This window comes from Microbacterium sp., from assembly GCF_035277845.1.
Classification (GTDB): domain Bacteria; phylum Actinomycetota; class Actinomycetes; order Actinomycetales; family Microbacteriaceae; genus Microbacterium.
The window spans coordinates 1-20,431 of sequence record NZ_DATEJS010000374.1; the positions used below are offsets into that span (position 1 = coordinate 1).

Here is a 20,431-nt window from a genome sequence, read left to right on the forward strand (position 1 = left end):
GTATGGATCGCCCTGCCGGATGCCGACGCTCATCTGCGCGCGGCGGCCAAGGCCGGCGTCGTCGTCAGCTGCATCACCCAGGCGCGACGCCTCGGGCTGTGGGTGCTCGACGAAGGCACGGCAGCCCACGTCGCGGCCGACCCCCACCGCGGGCGCATCGACGTCGCCCCGGGTACGATCGTCCACCGCCATTCGCCGCTCATTCCGCGGGACCGCGCGGAGCTCGTCGACGCGGTGGAGAACGTCCTCGCCACCGTCGCCCGCTGCCAGCCGCTCGAGGCGGCCCTCGCGATCTGGGACTCGGCGCTGCGCAGGCAGCTGGTGACGCTCGAGGCCCTGCGGCGGCTGCCGTTCACCGGGACAGCGCGCACCGTGCTCGAGTCCGCGGACCCCTTCGTGGACTCCGGTCTCGAAACGCTCGTGCTGCACCGCACGCGGCGATGGCCGGTGCGGGTGCTGCCGCAGGTGAGCATCGCGGGACACGACGTGGACTTCCTGTTCGGCGATTGCCTGGTGCTGCAGATCGACGGCGGTCACCACGTCGGCGCGCAGCGCACGTCCGACATCGCCCACGATGCGCAGCTCATGCTGATGGGCTATCACGTGATCCGGGTCGGCTACGCCCAGGTGGTGCACGACTGGCCGTCGGTGCAGGCCCTGCTCATGCGTGCGATCGCCCAGGGGCTCCACGAAAAGCGCGACGAGCGGAGGAGATGACACGAGCGGAGGATGCCGCCGCCCCGAAGCATCCTCCGCTCGTCGCATCCCCTCCCGTCGTCACACGCAGAAGGCACCCAGCCCCGCGACACGCAGAAGGCGCCGCCCCCAGGGGGAGCGGCGCCTTCGACGAGCGGATGCCTTACAGGTTGATCATGTGCCCGGCGAGGCCGTGGAAGGCCTCCTGCAGCGCCTCCGACAGCGTCGGGTGCGTGTGCACGTTGCGGGCCGCCTCGAGCGCGGTGATGTCCCACTTCTGCGCGAGGGTCAGCTCGGGCAGAAGCTCCGAGACGTCCGGTCCGATCAGGTGGGCGCCGAGGAGCTCCAGGTGCTCGGCGTCGGCGATCACCTTGACGAAGCCGACCGGCTCGCCGAGGCCGTTGGCCTTGCCGTTGGCCGAGAACGGGAACTTGGCGACCTTGACGTCGTAGCCCGCCTCGCGCGCCTGCGCCTCGGTGAGGCCGAACGACGCCACCTGCGGGGAGCAGAACGTGGCGCGCGGCATCATGCGGTAGTCGCCGAGCGCCATGGTCTCGGCACCGGCGATGGTCTCGGCGGCGACGACCCCCTGTGCCTCGGCCACGTGGGCCAGCTGCAGCTTCGCGGTGACGTCGCCGATCGCGTAGATGCCGGGCACGTTGGTGCGCATGTAGTCGTCGATCTCGATGGCGCCGCGGTCGGTGAGCGTGACGCCGGTCTTCTCCAGCCCGTAGCCCTCGACGTTCGGGGCGAAGCCGACCGACATGAGCACCTTGTCGGCGTCGATCTGGCCGGGATTGCCGTCCTTGTCGGTGTACGCGACGTGCACGGACGAGCCGTTGTCGACGACCGAGCCCACGCGGGTCGAGGTGAGGATGTCGATGCCGTAGCTCTTGTACTGCTTGGCGATCTCCTTCGAGACCTCCTCGTCCTCGTTGGGGAGGGCGCGGGGGAGGAACTCGATGATGGTGACCTTGACGCCGTAGTTGGCCAGCACGAAGCCGAACTCCATGCCGATGGCGCCGGCGCCGACGATGACGATCGACTCGGGCAATTCGCGCGTGAGGATCTGCTCCTCGAACGTCACGATGTTGCCGCCGATCTCGACGCCCGGAAGGCTGCGCACCTTCGAGCCGGTCGAGATGATGGCGTTGTCGAACGTCACGCGCTCGCTCGTGCCGTCGGCCTTGGCCACGTCGATGGTGTGCGCGTCGACGAACGTGCCGCGGCCCTCGTACTCGGTGACCTTGTTCTTCTTCATCAGGTAGTGGATGCCCTTGACGTGGCCGTTGGCCACGGTGCGGCTGCGGTCCCATGCCTTGCCGAAGTCGAAGTGCACGTCACCGGAGATGCCGAACAGGTCCGCCTTGTGGTGGAACTGGTGCGCGAGGTCGGCGTTCTTCAGCAGCGCCTTCGAGGGGATGCAGCCGACGTTGAGGCAGATCCCGCCCCAGTACTTCTCTTCGATGACGGCAACGGACTTGCCGAGCTGGGCACTGCGCACGGCCGCGACGTATCCGCCGGGACCCGCGCCGAGGATGACGACGTCGTAATGGGGCATGCTGCAAGCCTATCGGTCGCGGTCAGGACTCTTGGTCGTCCGAGGATTCTGTGTCATCCGGCCGCCGGCGCGACACCAGCACCGCGATCACGACCACGATCGCGACCGCTGCGACGATCCCGACGACCACCCAGATGATCGGGGCCGAGGAGGATGCCACCGGCGCGCTCGTCGGCGACGGCCTGCTCGTCGGGACCGCGGCCGCCGTGGTCCCGTTCCGCACGGTGAACGCGAACGAGCCCGAGACGGGATGCCCGTCCTCCGAGATGACCCGCCAGAGCACCGTCACCTTCCCCGCCGCGGCGCCGGCCACGCGCTGGGTCACCACGTTGTCCTGCACCACGGTCGGGCCGGCGTTGATCGTCTTGCCGGTGGCATCCGTCACCTTGACCTGCGTGCCGCCGTCGGTGTCGAGCACGACCTCGCCGAACGTGAGCGTGACCTGCGCGGGGAGGGTCGAGACGGTGGCCCCGTTCGAGGGGCTGGTCGAGATCAGCTGGTCGTGGGCCGAGGCCGGCAGAGCCGTGACCGCGACCCCCGCGAGGGCGAGCAGCAGGGATGCCGCCACCGTCGCGATCCGGCGCACGGCGCCGTGATGCTGCAGGGTCTGCCGGGGGGAGCGGTGCGGAGTCGACGAGATCACGCCGGGAGCCTACCCGGGGTCTTTCCGAGACCCCTGCACGGGTTCTAGGCTGGCGCCAGGTGGGCGTCCGCCTGCCTGATCCGAGTGAAGGAGAGGTGCGGCGTGGATTCGATGATGATGGACGCCATGCGTTCCGGCGACATGATGTCGATGCCCGGCATGCCGGCGATGGACATGGCCATGATGCAGAAGTGCATGGATGCGTGCGCCGCCTGCGAGCAGGCGTGCACGGTCTGCTCGATGCAGGGCATGGACTGCGCGCCCGCGTGCATGAACTGCGCGGACATGTGTCACACGATGATGCGGTGCATGCTGCGGATGCAGGGCATGACCCCCGCCGTCATGATGTCGATGCTGGATGCCTGCATGGCCATGTGTCAGATGTGCATGGACATGTGCATGGCCCACAGCGACAACGACGTGTGCATGATGTGCGCTCAGGCCTGCAAGGCGTGCATGGACGCCTGCATGATGATGAAGGACGCGATGGCGGCAGCCTGATCGGGCTGAGGGACGCCCTGAGTCCGCCGACGAGGCGGGGCCAGGGCGTCCGCTGCGTTCAGATGCCGGCGACGTTCAGCCAGCGCGCGCCGTCGGCGAGCACGTGGTAGCGGCCGTGCAGGGCCACCGGGGAACCGGGGGCGGGCAGGGATGCCGCCTCCGCCGCGGTCCACACCTCGATGCGGCTGCCGTCGTCGATCCGGTGCACGGTGACGGTGCCCAGCTCGGGCTCGGTGCTCTCGACGACCGCGTCCACCCACTCGGACGGGGTGGAGGAGGCCAGCCGCGCCTGGATGAGGTGCAGCGCGTGCCCCGGGGCGAAGGTCGAGCACTGCTCGCCGACCGCGCACATGCACGCCGCTCGCTCACGCACCTCGAGGGGCAGTGGCGGACGGTGCGGCGTGGTCATCGCGGGGCTCCTTCGTCGGGTGGACTCGTGTCCTGGTGATTCCACGGTAGGGGCGGGCGGCCCCCGGCGCACGCGATCCGAAACAGAGCGAAACACGCCGGCGGATGGGAAAGGAGAGACGGGAGCGACCCCTGTGAGTGGTGGGTCGCATCAGATAGGCTGGCGTGAAGAGGAGGACGACCGTGGACGAGAACCGCCGACCTGAACAGGCCGACATCCGACGCGTACCCGGCGCCGGGCATACGCCCGCGAACGATACGACCCAGACATTCGGGCACGATTCCGATCTCTCGTTCGTCCCCTTCGGCAGCGCGCTGGGCCCGGCCGAGCTGGCCGCCATCGAGGCGCTGCCCAGCGGCGCCGCGCTGCTGCTGGTGCGCTCCGGCCCGACCGCCGGTGCACGGTACCTGCTCGACACCGACGTCTCGACCGTCGGTCGTCACCCCGAGGCCGACATCTTCTTCGACGACGTGACGGTGTCGCGTCGCCATGCGGAAGTGACCCGCGACGGCACCCGGTTCGAGATCGTCGACCAGCGGTCGCTGAACGGCACCTACGTGAACGGCGAGCGGGTCGACCGTGCCGTGCTCGTCAACGGCGCCGAGGTGCGCGTCGGCAAGTTCCGCCTCAACTTCTTCGTCTCCCCGGCCGACCTGGCCGGAGCACAGGGCGCGTGATGGCGGCCGCCGGCCAGGCGCGCTCCGCACCCGCGGCCGCGCTCAGCATCGGTCAGGTGCTGGCACGGCTCAGCCCCGAGTTCCCGGCCCTCACGGCCAGCAAGCTCCGCTTCCTCGAGGTGCAGGGCATCGTGCACCCGAAGCGCACCGAATCCGGCTACCGCAAGTTCCGCCCGGCCGATCTCGAGCGGCTGCGCTTGGCGCTGACCCTGCAGCGCGATCACTACCTGCCGCTCGCCAAGATCCGCGACTACCTCGACGAGGTGGATGCCGGTCACGAGCCGACGCCGCTCGCAGCGGGCCTTCCGGCCTCCATCGTGCCGGGTCCCCGCCGCTACCGTCGCGACGAGCTGATCGCCGCTGCCGGCGCCTCGCCGAAGCTGCTCAGCGACGCGATCAGCGCGTCGGTCATCCCGCCCGCCGAGTCGTACACCGACCACTCGCTCGCCCTGCTGCGGGGCCTCGTCGCGCTCGACCGGCACGGCATCCAGCCCCGGCATGTGCGGGCGCTGCGGCAATCCGCCGAACGCGAGGTCGCCCTCGTCGAATCGGCCCTGGCGCCGCTGCTGCGACGCACGGATTCGGCGTCGCGCGGCAAGGCCGGCGAGCTCGCGTCGCAGCTGACATCGCGCATCGACGAGCTGCGCGCGCTGTTCGTCCGGGACGCGCTCGAGCGCATCGTCTCCTGAGGGGGAGACACGACACGCCGCCGAGGCGGCGGTCATTGCCGCGCACCCGGTGCGGTCGTAACGTTGAAGAAGTCAGAGAGGGGAGCAGCATGACGGCAGATGACCGCGCCGGCGCGCCCAGGTTCGCGTCCACGCTGCTGTTCACCGACGGTCTCCCCGAGATGGACGACGAAGTCGGCTACCGCGGTGCCGTGGCCGCCCGCGCGGCGGGAATCACCTACCGCCAGCTCGACTACTGGGCACGCACCGAGCTGGTCGTGCCGACCGTCCGCGGCGCGAGCGGTTCGGGGTCGCAGCGGCTGTACGGCTTCCGCGACATCCTCGTCCTGAAGCTCGTCAAGCGCCTGCTCGACACCGGCATCTCGCTGCAGCAGATCCGCACCGCGGTCGAGCAGCTGCGCGTCTCCGGCATCCACGACCTCGCCGGCACCACGCTCATGAGCGACGGCGCCTCGGTCTACCTGTGCACGTCGAACGACGAGGTCATCGACCTCGTCAGCCGCGGTCAGGGCGTCTTCGGCATCGCCGTCGGCAAGGTGCTGACCGAGGTCGAGTCGACCCTCGTCGACTTCGACCCGCAGCTGCCCGACCCGATGGACGAGCTCGCCGCCCGTCGCACCCAGCGCACCGCCTGACCCGGTCGCGCGACGACCGCGCGAACGGTCCGCAAGGCGGTCAGCCGACGCGGGCGCCCGGCCGACGCGTCAGCCGACGTGTGTGGCGGTCGGGGTCTCGATCCGCCCCGCGCGCATGATGCGATCGAGCAGGGCGTCGAAGTCGGCTGCGAGCTCCTGCGCGGAGTCGCCCGGCCAGATGTGCAGGGGCTTCGCCGCGCCCTGGGCCTGCTGCAGCGACGTGCGCTCGGGCAGCTGGGGCGAGAGCACCAGCGGGCCGAACATGTCGCGCAGCTCCTTGATGCGGAACTGGTGCTCGATGGACTGGGGGCGCACGCGGTTGACGACGATGCCGAGGGGCTGCAGGCGGGGCGACAGGCCGCGGCGGATCTCCTCGATCGCACGCAGCGCGCGGTCGGCGGCGGCGACGGAGAACAGGCCCGGCTCCGTCACGACGATGACGCGGTCGCTCGCGGCCCACGCGGTGCGGGTGAGCGCGTTCAGCGACGGGGCGCAGTCGACGAGCACGAGGTCGTAGTCCGCCTCGACGGCGGCCAGGGCCTCCTCGAGCTTCCACACGTCGCGCACGCTCGGGTGCGGGCCGTCGAAGTTGATCGCCGACGGGCTGCCGATCATCACGTCGATCGTGCCGGGATGCACCTTCGCCCAGCCGCTGGAGGTGATGGCCTGACGGACCGTCTTCTCCTTGGGGTTGGCGAGCACGTCGGCGACGTTGAGCCGGCCGGCGACCTGGATGTCCATTCCCGTGGACACGTCCGACTGCGGGTCGAGGTCGACGACGAGCGTGCGGACTCCTCGCGCGAATGCGGCCGAGGCGAGTCCGAGGGTCACGGTCGTCTTGCCGACGCCACCCTTGAGCGAGCTGACGGAAAGGACGTGCACAAGCCACTACGTTACCGTCCCCTAGGCTGAGAGCACACTCAGCCAGCGACGGCCGGCGCCGCACTGCACCCGCAGCGCGAGCGCCACCCTGTCCCCTCAGGGCGCACGCCCGGTCGTCCCATCCGGAACGGGAGACCTATGTTCCGCAAGATCCTGGTCGCGAACCGCGGTGAGATCGCCATCCGCGCGTTCCGCGCGGCATTCGAGCTCGGCGCCCGCACCGTCGCCGTCTACCCCTACGAAGACAGGAACTCGCTGCACCGGCTGAAGGCCGACGAGGCGTACCTGATCGGCGAGAAGGGGCATCCGGTCCGGGCATACCTCGACATCGACGAGATCATCCGCGTGGCGGTGGCATCCGGAGCGGATGCCATCTACCCCGGATACGGGTTCCTCTCGGAGAATCCGGAGCTGGCGGCCAAAGCGGCCGCGAACGGCATCGCCTTCATCGGCCCGCCCTCGCGGGTGCTCGAGATGGCCGGCAACAAGGTCACCGCCAAGCACCACGCGATCGCCGCGGGTGTGCCCGTGCTGCGGTCGACCGAGGCCTCGGACGACATCGACGTGCTGCTGGGCCAGGCCGACGACATCGGATTCCCGCTGTTCGCCAAGGCCGTCGCCGGCGGCGGCGGGCGCGGGATGCGCCGCGTCGACGACCCGGCGGAGCTCGCCCCGGCGCTGGCCGAGGCCATGCGCGAGGCGAACAGCGCGTTCGGCGACCCGCGCATGTTCCTGGAGCAGGCCGTGCAGCGCCCCCGCCACGTCGAGGTGCAGGTGCTCGCCGACGAGTCCGGCCACACCGTGCACCTGTTCGAGCGCGACTGCTCGGTGCAGCGGCGCCACCAGAAGGTGATCGAGATCGCCCCCGCGCCGAACCTCGACGAGGACGTCCGACAGGCGCTGCACCGGCACGCCGTCGCGTTCGCCGAATCGATCGGCTACGTCAACGCCGGCACCGTCGAGTTCCTGCTCGAGACCGCCGGCGACCGCGCCGGCGAGGCCGTGTTCATCGAGATGAACCCGCGCATCCAGGTGGAGCACACCGTGACCGAGGAGGTCACCGACGTCGACCTCGTCCAGGCGCAGATGCGCATCGCGGCGGGGGAGGATCTGGCATCCCTCGGTCTCACGCAGGATGCCATCCGGCTGCACGGAGCCGCGCTCCAGTGCCGCATCACCACCGAGGACCCGACGCAGGGATTCCGTCCCGACACCGGCAAGATCACCACGTACCGCTCGCCGGGCGGCGGCGGCATCCGCATCGACGGCGGCACGACGGCGGCCGGCTCCCAGGTGAGCCCGCACTTCGACTCCATGCTCGCCAAGCTCACCTGCCGTGGACGCGACTTCGGCGCGGCCGTGGTGCGCGCGCGCCGGGCCCTGGCGGAGTTCCGCATCCGCGGGGTGTCCACCAACATCCCGTTCCTGCAGGCGGTGCTCGACGACCCGGCCTTCATCGCCGGCGACCTGTCCACCTCGTTCATCGACGAGCGGCCCGCGCTGCTGCGCGGGCGGTCCTCCAAGGACCGCGGCACCAAGATCCTCGCCTGGCTCGTGGACGCCACGGTCAACAAGCCGAACGGTCCGCGGCCCACCGGCGCCGACCCCGTCTCGAAGCTGCCCGCCGCCGACCTGCACGCACCGGCCCCGGCGGGATCCCGGCAGCTGCTGGCCGAGCTCGGGCCGCAGGGCTTCGCCGCGCACCTGCGCGCGCAGACCGCCCTCGCGGTCACCGAGACGACGTTCCGCGACGCACATCAATCGCTGCTGGCGACCCGCGTGCGCACGAAGGATCTCGTGGCGGTCGCGCCGTACGTCGCGCGTCTCACCCCGCAGCTGCTCTCGGTCGAGGCCTGGGGCGGCGCGACCTACGACGTCGCACTGCGCTTCCTCGCCGAAGACCCGTGGGAGCGGCTCGACAAGCTGCGCCACGCGCTGCCGAACGTCGCCATCCAGATGCTGCTGCGCGGCCGGAACACCGTCGGCTACACGCCGTACCCGACGGCGGTCACCGACGCGTTCGTGGCAGAGGCCGCGGCATCCGGCGTGGACGTCTTCCGCATCTTCGACGCCCTCAACGACGTGTCCCAGATGCGGCCGGCGATCGACGCGGTGCTCGCCACCGGCACGACCGTCGCCGAGACCGCGCTGTGCTACACCGGCGATCTGCTGAACCCGCGCGAGGACCTCTACACCCTCGACTACTACCTGCGCCTGGCCGAGCAGATGGTCGACGCGGGTGCGCACATCCTCGCCGTGAAGGACATGGCGGGGCTCCTCCGCCCGGCCGCGGCATCCCGGCTCGTCTCCGCGCTGCGCGAGAACTTCGACCTGCCCGTGCACGTGCATACGCACGACACCGCGGGCGGTCAGCTCGCGACGCTGCTGGCAGCCTCGGCCGCGGGCGCGGACGCGGTGGATGCCGCCGCCGCCCCGATGTCCGGCACCACCAGCCAGCCGTCGCTGTCGGCTCTCGTCGCCGCGCTCGCGCACACCGAGCGGGACACCGGCCTCGACCTCGACGCCGTCTCGAGCCTCGAGCCGTACTGGGAGGCGGTGCGGCACCTCTACGGTCCGTTCGAATCCGGGCTCCCCGGCCCCACCGGCCGCGTCTACCACCACGAGATCCCAGGCGGGCAGCTGTCCAACCTGCGCCAGCAGGCCATCGCGCTGGGGCTCGCGGACGACTTCGAGCTCATCGAGGACATGTACGCGGCCGCGAACGACATCCTCGGCCGCGTCCCGAAGGTGACCCCGTCGTCGAAGGTCGTGGGCGACCTCGCCCTGGCCCTCGCCGCGAAGCGCGCCGACCCGGCGGACTTCGCCGCGCACCCGGAGCGCTACGACGTGCCCGACTCGGTGGTCGGCTTCATGGCCGGCGAACTGGGCGACCTTCCCGGCGGCTGGCCGGAGCCGTTCCGCACCAAGGTGCTCGCCGGACGCCACGTGCAGCCGCGCGTCGCGGACCTGACCGAGGCGGACACCGAGGCGCTGGCATCCACCCCCGAGGTGCGCCGCGCGCGGCTGAACCGGTTGCTGTTCCCGGCGCCGACCGACGCCTACGAGCGCAACCGCGAGCAGTACGGCGACCTCAGCGTGCTCGACACGTCCGACTACCTGTACGGCCTCACGCCCGGCACCGAGCACGTCGTCGAGCTCGAGCGCGGCGTGTCCCTCTACATCGGCCTGGAGGCCATCGGCGAGGCCGACGAGAAGGGCATGCGCTCGGTCATGACGACCCTCAACGGGCAGCTCCGTCCGGTGTTCGTGCGCGACCGCAGCATCCACGTGGATGCCGCGCCCGCCGAGAAGGCGGACACCTCGCGCCCGGGCCACGTGGCGGCACCCTTCTCCGGCGTCGTGACGGTGAAGGTGGGCGTCGGGGATGCCGTGGAGGCCGGGCAGCCGGTCGCGAGCATCGAGGCCATGAAGATGGAGGCGGCCATCACGGTGCCGATCCCGGGTGTCGTGGAGCGGCTCGCCGTCGACGGAACGCGCCAGGTGGAGGCGGGCGACCTTTTGGTCATCATCCGTCCCGGCGGGTAATCTGGGCGACATTGCCCAATTTCCGCTCGACCCCCGGAGCAGATGACCGTGACGCCCGAACGTCCCGATGAGCGCGTCGACGACGCCGAAGACAACGGCGTGCTGCCCGACGCCGTCGGCGTCGACACCACCAGCATCGACTTCCTCGGCGGTGCGACCGCGCAGGTGAACGTCGTGGTGCCCGGTGCCGCGGCGGACGACGACGATGACGACGACATCTTCGGCGACGAGGTGGAGATGGCCGCGTTCCTCGACGACGACGAGGACGAGCCCGACGACGAGGCGGCCGAGCAGCCCGGCGACGAGCCGGCGCCCGCCGCGGACGACGAGGACATCGAGGATGCCGTCGTGATCGAGGACGACGAGCCGGATGAGGAGCCCGATGCGGGGGAGGCCTTCGCGGCACCGGCATCCGGCATCCACTCCGCGCCTGCGGAATCCGACGTCCAGGACGAGGTCGATGCCTGGCAGGTGTCCGAGGCCGCCGGGCCGGAGCCCCTCGAGCCCGTGGGCACCGAGCCCGACGCGCCCGCAGCGGCGGAGCCGGTCGCCGAGGACGATGCCGAGGAGGCATTCGAGGCGGACCCCGCTCTGCCCGTCATCGACGAGGCGTTCGCCTTCATCGACCACCCGGCGACGACGGAGTTCACCGCCGTGCCCGCCACCCGGCGGGAGGCGAACCAGACGGTTCCGGTCGCGCGCCCGCGCGACACCGAGCGCCCCGCCGCGGCCCGCACCGTGGCTCCGGAGCTGGCATCCAAGCGCTTCGGCGAGTTCGAGTCCGACCGGGAGAGCGCGGACCTCCTCACCGCGGACCGCCTGCTCGACCAGCACCGGCTCGCCCGGCCCGAGCCCGAGGGCGGCTGGTCGCGCGTGGTGTACTCGCTGACCGGCGGACGGCTGAACCTCGGCGACGGCAAGCGCGCGAAGGCCCGCAAGGAACTCGACCGCCGCATCGCCGCGCCGCTCACCGGTGGCGCCCGCTTCGTGCCGGTGCTCTCGCGCAAGGGCGGCGTCGGCAAGACGACCGTGACGACCCTGCTCGGCATGGCCCTCGCCGACGCACGCGACGACCGGGTCATCGCGATCGACGCGAACCCGGATCGCGGCACGCTCGCCGACCGCATCGCCCGGCCGAGTGGCCACACCGTGCGCGACCTCGTGCGCACGCATGACGCCGTCACCGGCTACAACGACATCTCGACCATCGTCACGCGCGACCGGACCCGCCTCGACGTGCTCGCCTCGGACACCGACCCGCGCGTCTCGGAGGCGTTCAACGACCGCGACTACGAAGAGGTCGCGCGCGTCGCGGCGCACTACTACTCGATCGTGCTCACCGACACGGGCACCGGAATCGTCCACTCGGTGATGGGGGCGACCCTGGACACCGCCGACCAGCTCGTCATCGTCTCGGGTCTCAGCATCGACGAGGCCCGGCTCGCGTCCGAGACGCTCACATGGCTCGAGACCAACGGATTCCGCGACCGCGTGCGCGGCGCGATCGTCGTGCTGAACAACTCCCGTCCGGGATCGCCTCTGGTGCGCGCCGGTGAGCTGGAAGCGCACTTCGGCACGCGCGTGCGGCGCGTCGTGCAGATGCCGTACGACGCGCAGATCGCGACCGGCAGCGCCATCGTCTTCCGCGAGCTGCAGCCGGCGACCCGGGATGCCGCCCGTGCCCTGGCGGAGGCGGTCGTCGCGGGCCTGCGCGGCGAGTCCGGGGCGTCCTGACATGACCGTGCGTGCCATCCGCCTCTTCGGCGACCCCGTGCTGCGCAGCACGTGCGCCCCGATCGACGCCGTCGACGACGGCGTGCGGGCCCTCGTGCGCGACCTCGAGGAATCCGTCGCACTGCCCGGCCGCGCCGGCGTCGCCGCGAACCAGATCGGCGTGGGCGTGCGCGCGTTCAGCTACAACGTCGACGGCGTCATCGGCTATGTGCTCAACCCGGTCGTGGTCGAGGTCGCCGGCGAGCCCGAGCTGATCGGGGAGGGATGCCTGTCGGTCCCCGGCCTGTGGCACGAGGTGCCGCGGCATCCGTACGCGAAGGTCGTCGGCATGGACCTCGACGGCAACGAACTCGTGCTGGAGGGCGAGGGGCTGATGGCCCAGGCGCTGCAGCACGAGACCGACCACCTCGACGGCAAGCTGTACATCGACCGCCTCCCGCCCGACGTGCGCCGCGTGGCGATGCGCGAGATCCGCGAGTCCGACTGGTTCTGAGGGCCGTCCGCGCGTTCAGCCGAGCGGGACGTTGGTGGTCGGAGCGCCCGTGTAGAGCGCCTCGATGTCGCCGGCGAAGTCGTCCAGGATGACGTTGCGCTTGATGCTCATCTTGGGCGTCAGGTGCCCGCTCGCCTCGGTCCACTCGGTCGGCAGGATCGTGAACTTGCGGATCGACTCCGCGCGCGACACCAGCTGGTTGGCCGCGTCGACCGACTTCTGCACCTCGGCGCGCACCGCAGGGTTCTCGCACGCCTCGGCGAGCGGCATGTCGGCGGGCAGGCCGTTGTTCTGCAGCCAGGTCGGAAGCATCTCGGTGTCGAGGGTGACGAGCGCGCCGATGAACGGGCGCTTCTCGCCGACGACGACGACCTGCCCGACGACCGGGTTGGCCCGGATCGGGTCCTCGAGCACGGCCGGGGCGACGTTCTTGCCGCCGGCGGTGACGATGATCTCCTTCTTGCGGCCGGTGATCGACAGGAACCCGTCGGCGTCGAACGAGCCGAGGTCGCCGGTGCGGAACCAGCCGTCGTCGAACGCGGCCGCGGTGGCCTCGGGGTTGTGCCAGTACTCCTTGAACACGTTCACGCCGCGCACCTGCACCTCGCCGTCCTCGGCGAGACGGATGGCGACGCCCGGCAGCACCGGGCCGACGGTTCCGATCTTCGACTTCCGGGCCTGGTTGACGGTCGCCGGCGCCGTGGTCTCGGTCAGCCCGTAGCCTTCGAGCACGGTGATCCCGAGGCTGTGGAAGAAGTGCCCGAGGCGCTCACCGAGAGGCGCCGAGCCCGAGATCGCGTAGACCACCCGGCCGCCCATCGCGTCGCGCAGGGTCTTGTAGACGAGCCGGTCGAACAGGGCGAACTGGAGCTTCAGTCCCAGCGGCATCCGGCCGCCGTCCTGCAGCACGCGGGAGTGGTCGATCGCGACCTGCGCGGCCCGCCGGAAGATCCGGCCCTTTCCGGCCGACTCCGCCTTCTGCTCGGCCGAGTTGTAGACCTTCTCGAACACGCGGGGGACGGCGAGCAGGAACGTCGGCCGGAACGAGCCGAGCGCCGGCAGCAGCTGACGGGTGTCGGGCTGATGCCCGGTCTTCACGCCGGCGTGGATGTCGAGGATCGAGATGAAGCGCGCGAACACGTGCGCGGTCGTGATGAACAGCAGGGTGGACGCCCCGGGCACCGAGACGACCTCGGCGAGCGACGTGACCGCGTTGCGGGCGAGCTCGACGAAGTTGCTGTGGGTGAGCACGCAGCCCTTCGGACGCCCGGTCGAGCCGGAGGTGTAGATGAGGGTCGCGATGTCGTCGCCCTGCGCGATGCCGCGACGGCGCACGATCTCGTCGTCGGGCACGTCGACGCCGGCCGCGACGAGCGCGTCCAGCGCGCCCTCGTGCATGTGCCAGACGTGGCGGACGTCCGGCAGGTCGGCCTGGGCCTCCACCAGCCGCGCGGTGTGGTCGGGGAGCTCCGTGATGCAGCCGACGGCTCCGGAGTCCGACAGGTACCACTGGATCTGCGCGGCGGAGCTGGTCTCGTAGATCGGCACCATCACGGCGCCGCTGTAGAAGAGCGCGAAGTCGACGAGCGTCCACTCGTAGGTGGTGCGGGCGACGAAGCCGATCTTGTCGCCCGGTTCCACGCCGGATGCCACGAACCCCTTCGCCAGCGCGATCACCTGGCGCTCGAACTCGGCCGCCGTGACATCCCGCCAGCCGTCTCCCGCCGGCACCGCGAACAATGCCTGGTCGGGTGTGGCGCGCACGCGCTCCACGAGGAGTCCGGCGATGTTCGCGGTCGGATCGGCGGGCACGAGAGGGGCGACCTCGAATTCGGTGGGCATAGTGCTCGGCATCTCCTTCGGTACCGCGGAATCGACGTTGACTCGAGTCTAACCGCGGGTCTCCGGCGCCCCCGGCACGGGCCTTGCCCTAGACTTCAGCGGTGCTCTCAGTCGGAATCGACATCGGTGGAACCAAGATCGCAGGCGGCGTCGTCGACGCCCAGGGTGTGATCGTCGAGAAGCTGCGCGTGGACACGCCCACGGACACGCGGCAGCTCGCCACGGCGGTGGTCGACATGGTCCGCCACCTCGCGGAGCGGCACGACATCGGGGCGATCGGCGTGGCCGCCGCGGGCTTCATCTCCAAGGACCGCTCCACGATCATCCACGCGCCCAACATCGCGTGGCGCAACGAGCCGCTGCGCGCGGAGCTCGAATCGCGCCTGCACATGCCGGTGACGATCGAGAACGATGCGAACGCGGCCGGCTGGGCCGAGTTCCGCTTCGGCGCCGGGCGCGACAACGCCGACATGGTGATGCTGACCCTCGGCACGGGCGTCGGGGGAGCGGTGGTGCTCGGCGGCGAGCTGTTCCACGGCGGGCACGGCATCGGCGGCGAGCTCGGCCACGTGCGCTTCGAGCGCAACGGGCGCCTCTGCGGGTGCGGCCAGCACGGATGCCTCGAGCAGTACGCCTCCGGGCGGGCGCTGCAGCGCGAGGCCAACGACATCGCGGACGCCGGCGGCATCGGCGCCGCCCTGGCGGCCCTGCGCATCGAACGGGGCACCATCCACGGCGAGGCGGTCTCGCGTCTCGTCCTGGCCGGCGACCCCGGCGCGATCGAGGCCCTGCGCCGCGTCGCGACCGCTCTCGGCGAGGCGTGCGGCGGATTCCAGGCGGTGCTCGATCCCGAGATCTTCGTGATCGGCGGCGGTGTCGCCCAGCTCGGCGAGGACCTGCTGCGGCCGATCCGCACCGCGTACGAGAGCGCGGTCCCGGGGTTCGCCGACCGGCCCATCGCCACCTTCGAGATCGCGCGGCTCGTCAACGACGCCGGCATCATCGGGGTGGCCGACCTGGCGGCCGCGGCGGCGGGGAGCGCCTGACGCCGATGTTCTACTGGCTGATGAAGTACATCGTGATCGGTCCGCTGGTCAAGGCGATCTTCCGGCCCTGGATCATCGGACGCAAGAACGTCCCCGCGCACGGCGCCGCGATCCTCGCGAGCAACCATCTGTCGTTCGCCGACTCGATCTTCCTGCCGCTGATGCTCGAGCGTCCCATGACGTTCCTCGCGAAGAGCGACTACTTCACCGGCAAGGGGCTCAAGGGCTGGGCGACGCGGCTCTTCTTCAAGGGCACCGGGCAACTCCCCATCGACCGCTCCGGCGGCAAGGCCTCCGAGGCATCCCTGAACACCGGCCTGCAGGTGCTCGGCAAGGGCGACCTGCTCGGCATCTATCCGGAGGGCACGCGCAGCCCTGACGGCAAGCTGTACCGGGCGCGCACCGGCATCGCCCGCATGGCGCTCGAGGCCCGGGTCCCGGTGGTGCCGGTGGTGATGGTCGACACCGACACGATGATGCCGATCGGGCGCCGGATGCCCCGCATCATGCGCGTGGGCATGATCATCGGCGAACCGCTCGACTTCTCCCGGTTCGCCGGCATGGAGGGCGACCGCTACATCCTGCGCTCGGTCGCCGACGAGATCACGGTCGCGCTGCAGCGGCTCGGTCAGCAGGAGTACGAGGACGTCTACGCCTCGGCGGTCAAGGACCGCCTCGCGAAGCGACCGGCCTGACCAACCCGCGCGCGGCGAGCGGATGTCTCGCGCCCCGCTGGGGGCCCGGGCGCGAGCGGGCGTCCCGCTCCCAGTAGACTGATCGGATGCCACAGCCCTCCTTCGATCTCGATCGCTGGCGCTCCCTCCCCATCAAGCAGCAGCCGCTGTGGGACGACCTCGACGCCGTCGCCGCGGCCTCCTCCGAGATCGCCTCGCTGCCGCCGCTCGTGTTCGCCGGTGAGGTCGACCAGCTGCGCACGCAGCTCGGCCAGGCCGCCGCGGGCGGGGCTTTCCTGCTGCAGGGCGGCGACTGCGCCGAGACGTTCGCGGGCGCGACCGCGGAGCAGATCCGCAACCGCATCAAGACGGTGCTGCAGATGGCCGTGGTGCTCACATACGGGGCGTCGATGCCGGTCGTGAAGATGGGCCGCATGGCGGGCCAGTTCGCGAAGCCCCGCTCCAGCGACACCGAGACGCGCGGCGACGTCACACTGCCCGCCTACCGCGGCGACATCGTCAACGGCTACGACTTCACCGAGGGCTCGCGCCGCGCCGACCCGCAGCGCCTGCTCAAGGGCTACCACACGGCCGCGTCGACCCTGAACCTCATCCGCGCCTTCACGCAGGGCGGTTTCGCCGACCTGCGCGAGGTGCACTCGTGGAACAAGGGCTTCGCCGCCAACCCCGCCAACCAGCGCTACGAGGGCCTGGCATCCGAGATCGACCGTGCCATCAAGTTCATGGCCGCGGCCGGGGCCGACTTCGAGGAGCTCAAGCGCGTCGACTTCTACACCGGTCACGAGGGCCTGCTCATGGACTACGAGCGCCCCATGACCCGCATCGACTCGCGCACCGGACTGCCCTACAACACGTCCGGCCACTTCCTCTGGATCGGGGAGCGCACGCGCGACCTGGACGGCGCCCACATCGACTACTTCGCGCAGATCCGCAACCCGATCGGCGTGAAGCTCGGTCCGACCACGAGCCCCGACACCGCGCTGGCGCTCATCGACAAGCTCGATCCGCAGCGCGAGCCGGGCCGCCTGACCTTCATCACGCGCATGGGCGCGGGCAAGATCCGCGACGCGCTGCCGCCGCTGCTCGAGGCCGTGAAGGATGCCGGCGCGTCGCCGCTGTGGGTCACCGATCCCATGCACGGCAACGGCATCACCACGCCCACCGGGTACAAGACGCGTCGCTTCGACGACGTGGTCGACGAGGTGCGCGGCTTCTTCGAGGCGCACCGGGCCGTGGGCACCCACCCCGGCGGCATCCACGTCGAGCTCACCGGCGACGATGTCACCGAGTGCCTCGGCGGATCCGAGCAGATCGACGAGCAGACGCTCGCGACCCGCTACGAGTCGCTGTGCGACCCGCGCCTGAACCACATGCAGAGCCTCGAGCTCGCCTTCCTCGTGGCCGAGGAGCTCGAGCGCAGCTGACGCGCGAACCCTCACCCGAATACGCGAACCCTGCTCGAAATACGCACTGGAGCCGTATTTCGAGCAGGGTTCGCGTATTTCAGTGAGGGCTCGGGTACGGGTGGATCAGAACGATCCGGTGATCGTCAGGTCGATCGTCGAGCCGCGGGCGCACATGGTGCCGTCCGCATTGCACGTCGCGCTGCTGTCCGGGCTCTGACCGGTCACCCTCGTGGAGGAGTCGCCGGGAAAGTTCCAGAACGCGTTGTATGACGCCTGGAAGCCCGCGTTGGCGAGGAGCTGCTTGGCCTGGTCCCGGGTCTTCCCGACCACGGTGGGAACGGAGAACAGCTGCGGGCCCTTGGACACGATGAGGGTCGCGGTGTCGCCCGGCTTCCAGCTGCCGCCGCCGGGGCGATCGGCCATGCCGATCACGGTGCCCTTGGCCACGGACCCGCTGAACTGCTGCTGCTCCTGCGGCGAGACCAGGAGCCCCGCCGTGGTGAGGGTGCGGGTCGCCTGGTCCACGGTCATGCCGGCGACCGACGGCACCGAGCCGACGGACACGGTCAGCGCAGCGGAATCGCCCTCGTGCACGCGGCAGCCGTCCGTGCAGTCGATCGACTTCGTGCGGCCCCGCGGGGTGACTTCGACCCGGATGACGTCGCCCGCGGAGACGTCGTTCGAGAAGAGCTGCGCGTCGTTGCCGGCCACGGTGAGCTTGGCGCCGGCGAGCTGGGCGCGCGCATCGGTCTCGCTGTCCCCGCCGAGCGATGGGATGTCGTGCGGCTGCGGACCGAGCGAGATGACGACGGCGACGGACGTGCCCTTGTCGAGCCGGGTGCCCGCTTGCGGGTTCGAGCCGATCACGAGTCCCTCGCGGACGTGCAGGTCGAACCGCTCCTGCCGGGTGGCGATGAGCTGCTGTTCGGCGAGGGCGACGCGGGCCTGCGCATACGTCTTGCCGACGAGCACCGGAACCGGCAGGTACGAGCCCGGACCCGATCCGAACCACCAGCCGATCCCGCCCGCCGCGGCGGCGAGCACCACCACGAGCAGCAGCGTCCACGCGCCGCGTGACGCGCGCCGCCGGGTCGTGCGGCGCAGGCGCGCGGCGTTGTCGACGTCCTCGATCTGGGTGATCGGCCCCGTCGGCGTCGGCGGCAGCATCTTGGTCAGCTCGTCGGAGTCGAATTGCTCGGTGACGGCCGTTCCGGTGGACGGGGCAGGCTGGGCCTTGGGGGTGATGTCGAGCTGCTTCTCGATCTCGCGCAGCCGCGCGAGCATCTCGTCGGCGTCGGCCGGCCGGTCGTCGGGGGTGCGCTCGGTGGCCCACAGCACGAGCTCGTCGAGCTGCTCCGGCACGCCCGGATTCTTCACGCTCGGACGCGGCACCGAGTCCGTGGCGTGCTGGTAGGCGATCTGCATCGGCTGCTCGCCCTTGTACGGCTGCTCGCCGGCGAGCATCTCGTAGAGCATGATGCCGAGCGCGTAGATGTCGCTGCGCGCGTCCGCGGTGCCGCGCGTGACGAGCTCGGGCGCGAGGTACGCGATCGTGCCGAGCAGCATCTGCCCGGTGGCCGTGTTCGCGGTGGTCGCACGCGCCAGGCCGAAGTCGCCGATCTTGATGCGGCCGTCCTCGGCCAGCAGCACGTTCTCCGGCTTGACGTCCCGGTGCACGATGCCGGCGCGGTGCGCGGCGCCGAGGCCCGAGAGCACGGCATCCATGATGCTGACCGCCTGGGCGATGGTGAGTCGTCCCTGCTGGCGCAGCAGGTCGCGCAGGGTGATCCCGGGCAGGTACTCCATGACGAGGTACGCCATGTCGAGGTCCTGACCCTGGTCGAACACGTTCACCACGTGCGGGTCGGCCAGCCGTGCGGCGGCACGCGCTTCCTGGATGAAGCGGCTCTGGAACACGGCGTCGTCGCTGAGGTGGCTGTGCATCACCTTCAGCGCCACGCGGCGCTCCAGCCGCAGGTCGGTGGCGACGTAGACGGTCGCCATACCGCCTCGCGCGATGCGAGCACGCACGCGGTACCGGCCGTCGACCAGACGGCCGATCAGCGGGTCCGTCTGCTGGCTCGTGCTCACGCAGAAAGTCTACGAAGCGCAGGCTGTGAGGGTCGGGAGCGCCTCGCCCGACATCCCCGGGAAACCGCTGATCGCAACCGGATCGAGACCTGCCGCCGTGCGGTCGTCAGTCCGCGGCGGCAAGCCAGCGGGCGGAGGGCTTCTCCCACGGCGCGTACGCGTTCGGGAACGCCGAGACCTGCACCGCCTGCGCGGCCTTGGTGAACGGCATCTGCTGCCAGCCCTTGATGTCGAGGAGGCCGCGCGTCGCGTGCCCGCGCCCGACGAAGAAGGCCGTCGTCGACGACACCGGGTCGAGGATCTGCGCCTTGGTGCCCCAGCCGGTGCTGGGACGCTGCTGGAACAGGCCGAGCGAGTCGCGGTCGCCGTAGTTCAGGTTGCGCAGGCCCGACTCGGTCATGGCCGTGCCGAGGGCGATCTCGATCCCGCGGTCCGGCACGCCCAGCGAGCGGCCGACGGCCACGATGGTGCGGACGTTCGCCGACTGCTCGGCGGTCAGTCCGTCGATGATGAGGCTCGGGATCTTCAGCGCCTGGCCCGGGTAGATGATCGACGACATCGACAGCGCGTTGGCCTTCAGGAGCGCGGCGATCGTGACGTGGTAGTGCGCGGCGATCGCGCTGATGGTGTCGCCCGAGCGGATCACGTACCGCGACCCCGTCGTGGCGCTGCCGGCCGGTGCCGGGCCCGAGCCGCCACTGCCCGCAGACCCGGCGGGCTGTCCGGCGGACGCTGCCGCGCCGCGCTGGATCACGAGGCGCTGGCCGACGTAGATGACGCCGGCGCTGCGCAGCTTGTTCGCCGTGACGATGTCGGCGACGCTCACGCCGTACCGCGCGGCGATCACCGAGACGGTGTCGCCGGACTTCACGGTGTTCGCGCTGC

18 protein-coding genes are annotated in these 20,431 nt (G+C 70.9%); 11 read left to right on the forward strand and 7 right to left on the reverse strand.

The window, feature by feature from the left end; translation table 11 throughout:
* The coding region (locus VJR25_RS16600) for an endonuclease domain-containing protein (RefSeq protein ID WP_324117036.1) at positions 1-717 on the forward strand (717 nt) is incomplete at its 5' end.
* 142 nt (positions 718-859) lie between these two features.
* Here the strand turns inward: VJR25_RS16600 and lpdA are convergent.
* Together lpdA and VJR25_RS16610 are read right to left on the reverse strand one after the other, a co-directional pair.
* Positions 860-2,257 carry a dihydrolipoyl dehydrogenase gene (gene lpdA, locus VJR25_RS16605; protein ID WP_324117039.1) on the reverse strand — a complete coding sequence of 466 codons (1,398 nt, stop codon included), beginning with the start codon at positions 2,255-2,257 and terminating at the stop codon, positions 860-862.
* Between the two features lie 22 nt (positions 2,258-2,279).
* A complete protein-coding gene (locus tag VJR25_RS16610) occupies positions 2,280-2,900 on the reverse strand; it encodes a copper resistance CopC family protein (protein WP_324117041.1) in 621 nt (206 codons plus the stop codon).
* A 111-nt stretch (positions 2,901-3,011) separates the two neighbouring features.
* On the opposite strand from VJR25_RS16610, the gene VJR25_RS16615 reads away from it, so the two are divergent.
* Positions 3,012-3,401, forward strand: a complete 390-nt coding sequence (locus VJR25_RS16615) for a hypothetical protein (RefSeq protein WP_324117072.1) — start codon at positions 3,012-3,014, stop codon at positions 3,399-3,401.
* Between the two features lie 58 nt (positions 3,402-3,459).
* On the opposite strand, the gene VJR25_RS16620 is transcribed toward VJR25_RS16615, so the two are convergent.
* On the reverse strand, positions 3,460-3,810 hold the full coding sequence (locus tag VJR25_RS16620; RefSeq protein WP_324117044.1) for a hypothetical protein: 351 nt from the start codon (positions 3,808-3,810) through the stop codon (positions 3,460-3,462).
* 182 nt (positions 3,811-3,992) lie between these two features.
* On the opposite strand from VJR25_RS16620, the gene VJR25_RS16625 reads away from it, so the two are divergent.
* The 3 genes from VJR25_RS16625 to VJR25_RS16635 all read left to right on the forward strand — a co-directional run bounded on the left by VJR25_RS16625 (position 3,993) and on the right by VJR25_RS16635 (position 5,811).
* Entirely contained in the window at positions 3,993-4,487 is a 495-nt protein-coding gene (locus tag VJR25_RS16625; RefSeq protein ID WP_324117046.1) for an FHA domain-containing protein, read from the forward strand.
* Positions 4,487-5,176: a MerR family transcriptional regulator gene (locus VJR25_RS16630; protein ID WP_324117074.1), complete on the forward strand. Its 690-nt coding sequence runs from the start codon at positions 4,487-4,489 to the stop codon at positions 5,174-5,176. The genes VJR25_RS16625 and VJR25_RS16630 overlap by 1 nt, the downstream gene beginning before the upstream one ends.
* A gap of 89 nt (positions 5,177-5,265) precedes the next feature.
* Positions 5,266-5,811 (forward strand): MerR family transcriptional regulator, encoded by a 546-nt coding sequence (locus VJR25_RS16635; protein ID WP_324117048.1) that lies wholly within the window; start codon positions 5,266-5,268, stop codon positions 5,809-5,811.
* 69 nt (positions 5,812-5,880) lie between these two features.
* Here the strand turns inward: VJR25_RS16635 and VJR25_RS16640 are convergent, their stop codons facing one another.
* Positions 5,881-6,693, reverse strand: a complete 813-nt coding sequence (locus VJR25_RS16640) for a ParA family protein (protein ID WP_324117051.1) — start codon at positions 6,691-6,693, stop codon at positions 5,881-5,883.
* A gap of 138 nt (positions 6,694-6,831) precedes the next feature.
* Here VJR25_RS16640 and VJR25_RS16645 point away from each other — a divergent pair, with 138 nt between their 5' ends.
* The 3 genes from VJR25_RS16645 to VJR25_RS16655 are packed head-to-tail and all read left to right on the forward strand — an operon-like array spanning position 6,832 to position 12,466.
* On the forward strand, positions 6,832-10,239 hold the full coding sequence (locus VJR25_RS16645; protein ID WP_324117053.1) for a pyruvate carboxylase: 3,408 nt from the start codon (positions 6,832-6,834) through the stop codon (positions 10,237-10,239).
* A 48-nt stretch (positions 10,240-10,287) separates the two neighbouring features.
* On the forward strand, positions 10,288-11,973 hold the full coding sequence (locus VJR25_RS16650; protein WP_414683813.1) for a MinD/ParA family ATP-binding protein: 1,686 nt from the start codon (positions 10,288-10,290) through the stop codon (positions 11,971-11,973).
* A 1-nt stretch (position 11,974) separates the two neighbouring features.
* A complete protein-coding gene (locus tag VJR25_RS16655) occupies positions 11,975-12,466 on the forward strand; it encodes a peptide deformylase (protein ID WP_324117057.1) in 492 nt (163 codons plus the stop codon).
* A gap of 15 nt (positions 12,467-12,481) precedes the next feature.
* Here VJR25_RS16655 and VJR25_RS16660 read toward each other — a convergent pair whose 3' ends face one another.
* Positions 12,482-14,308: a long-chain fatty acid--CoA ligase gene (locus tag VJR25_RS16660; RefSeq protein ID WP_324117060.1), complete on the reverse strand. Its 1,827-nt coding sequence runs from the start codon at positions 14,306-14,308 to the stop codon at positions 12,482-12,484.
* A 101-nt stretch (positions 14,309-14,409) separates the two neighbouring features.
* Between VJR25_RS16660 and VJR25_RS16665 the strand changes: the two genes are divergently transcribed.
* The 3 genes from VJR25_RS16665 to VJR25_RS16675 all read left to right on the forward strand — a co-directional run bounded on the left by VJR25_RS16665 (position 14,410) and on the right by VJR25_RS16675 (position 17,473).
* Positions 14,410-15,354 carry an ROK family protein gene (locus tag VJR25_RS16665; protein ID WP_324117062.1) on the forward strand — a complete coding sequence of 315 codons (945 nt, stop codon included), beginning with the start codon at positions 14,410-14,412 and terminating at the stop codon, positions 15,352-15,354.
* Positions 15,355-15,359: 5 nt separating this feature from the next.
* Positions 15,360-16,049 carry a lysophospholipid acyltransferase family protein gene (locus VJR25_RS16670; protein ID WP_324117064.1) on the forward strand — a complete coding sequence of 230 codons (690 nt, stop codon included), beginning with the start codon at positions 15,360-15,362 and terminating at the stop codon, positions 16,047-16,049.
* A gap of 86 nt (positions 16,050-16,135) precedes the next feature.
* A complete protein-coding gene (locus VJR25_RS16675; RefSeq protein ID WP_324117066.1) occupies positions 16,136-17,473 on the forward strand; it encodes a class II 3-deoxy-7-phosphoheptulonate synthase in 1,338 nt (445 codons plus the stop codon).
* A gap of 105 nt (positions 17,474-17,578) precedes the next feature.
* On the opposite strand, the gene pknB is transcribed toward VJR25_RS16675, so the two are convergent.
* Positions 17,579-19,546 carry a Stk1 family PASTA domain-containing Ser/Thr kinase gene (gene pknB / locus VJR25_RS16680; RefSeq protein WP_324117067.1) on the reverse strand — a complete coding sequence of 656 codons (1,968 nt, stop codon included), beginning with the start codon at positions 19,544-19,546 and terminating at the stop codon, positions 17,579-17,581.
* A 106-nt stretch (positions 19,547-19,652) separates the two neighbouring features.
* On the reverse strand, positions 19,653-20,431 hold a 779-nt coding region (locus VJR25_RS16685; RefSeq protein ID WP_324117069.1), incomplete at its 5' end, for a LysM peptidoglycan-binding domain-containing protein.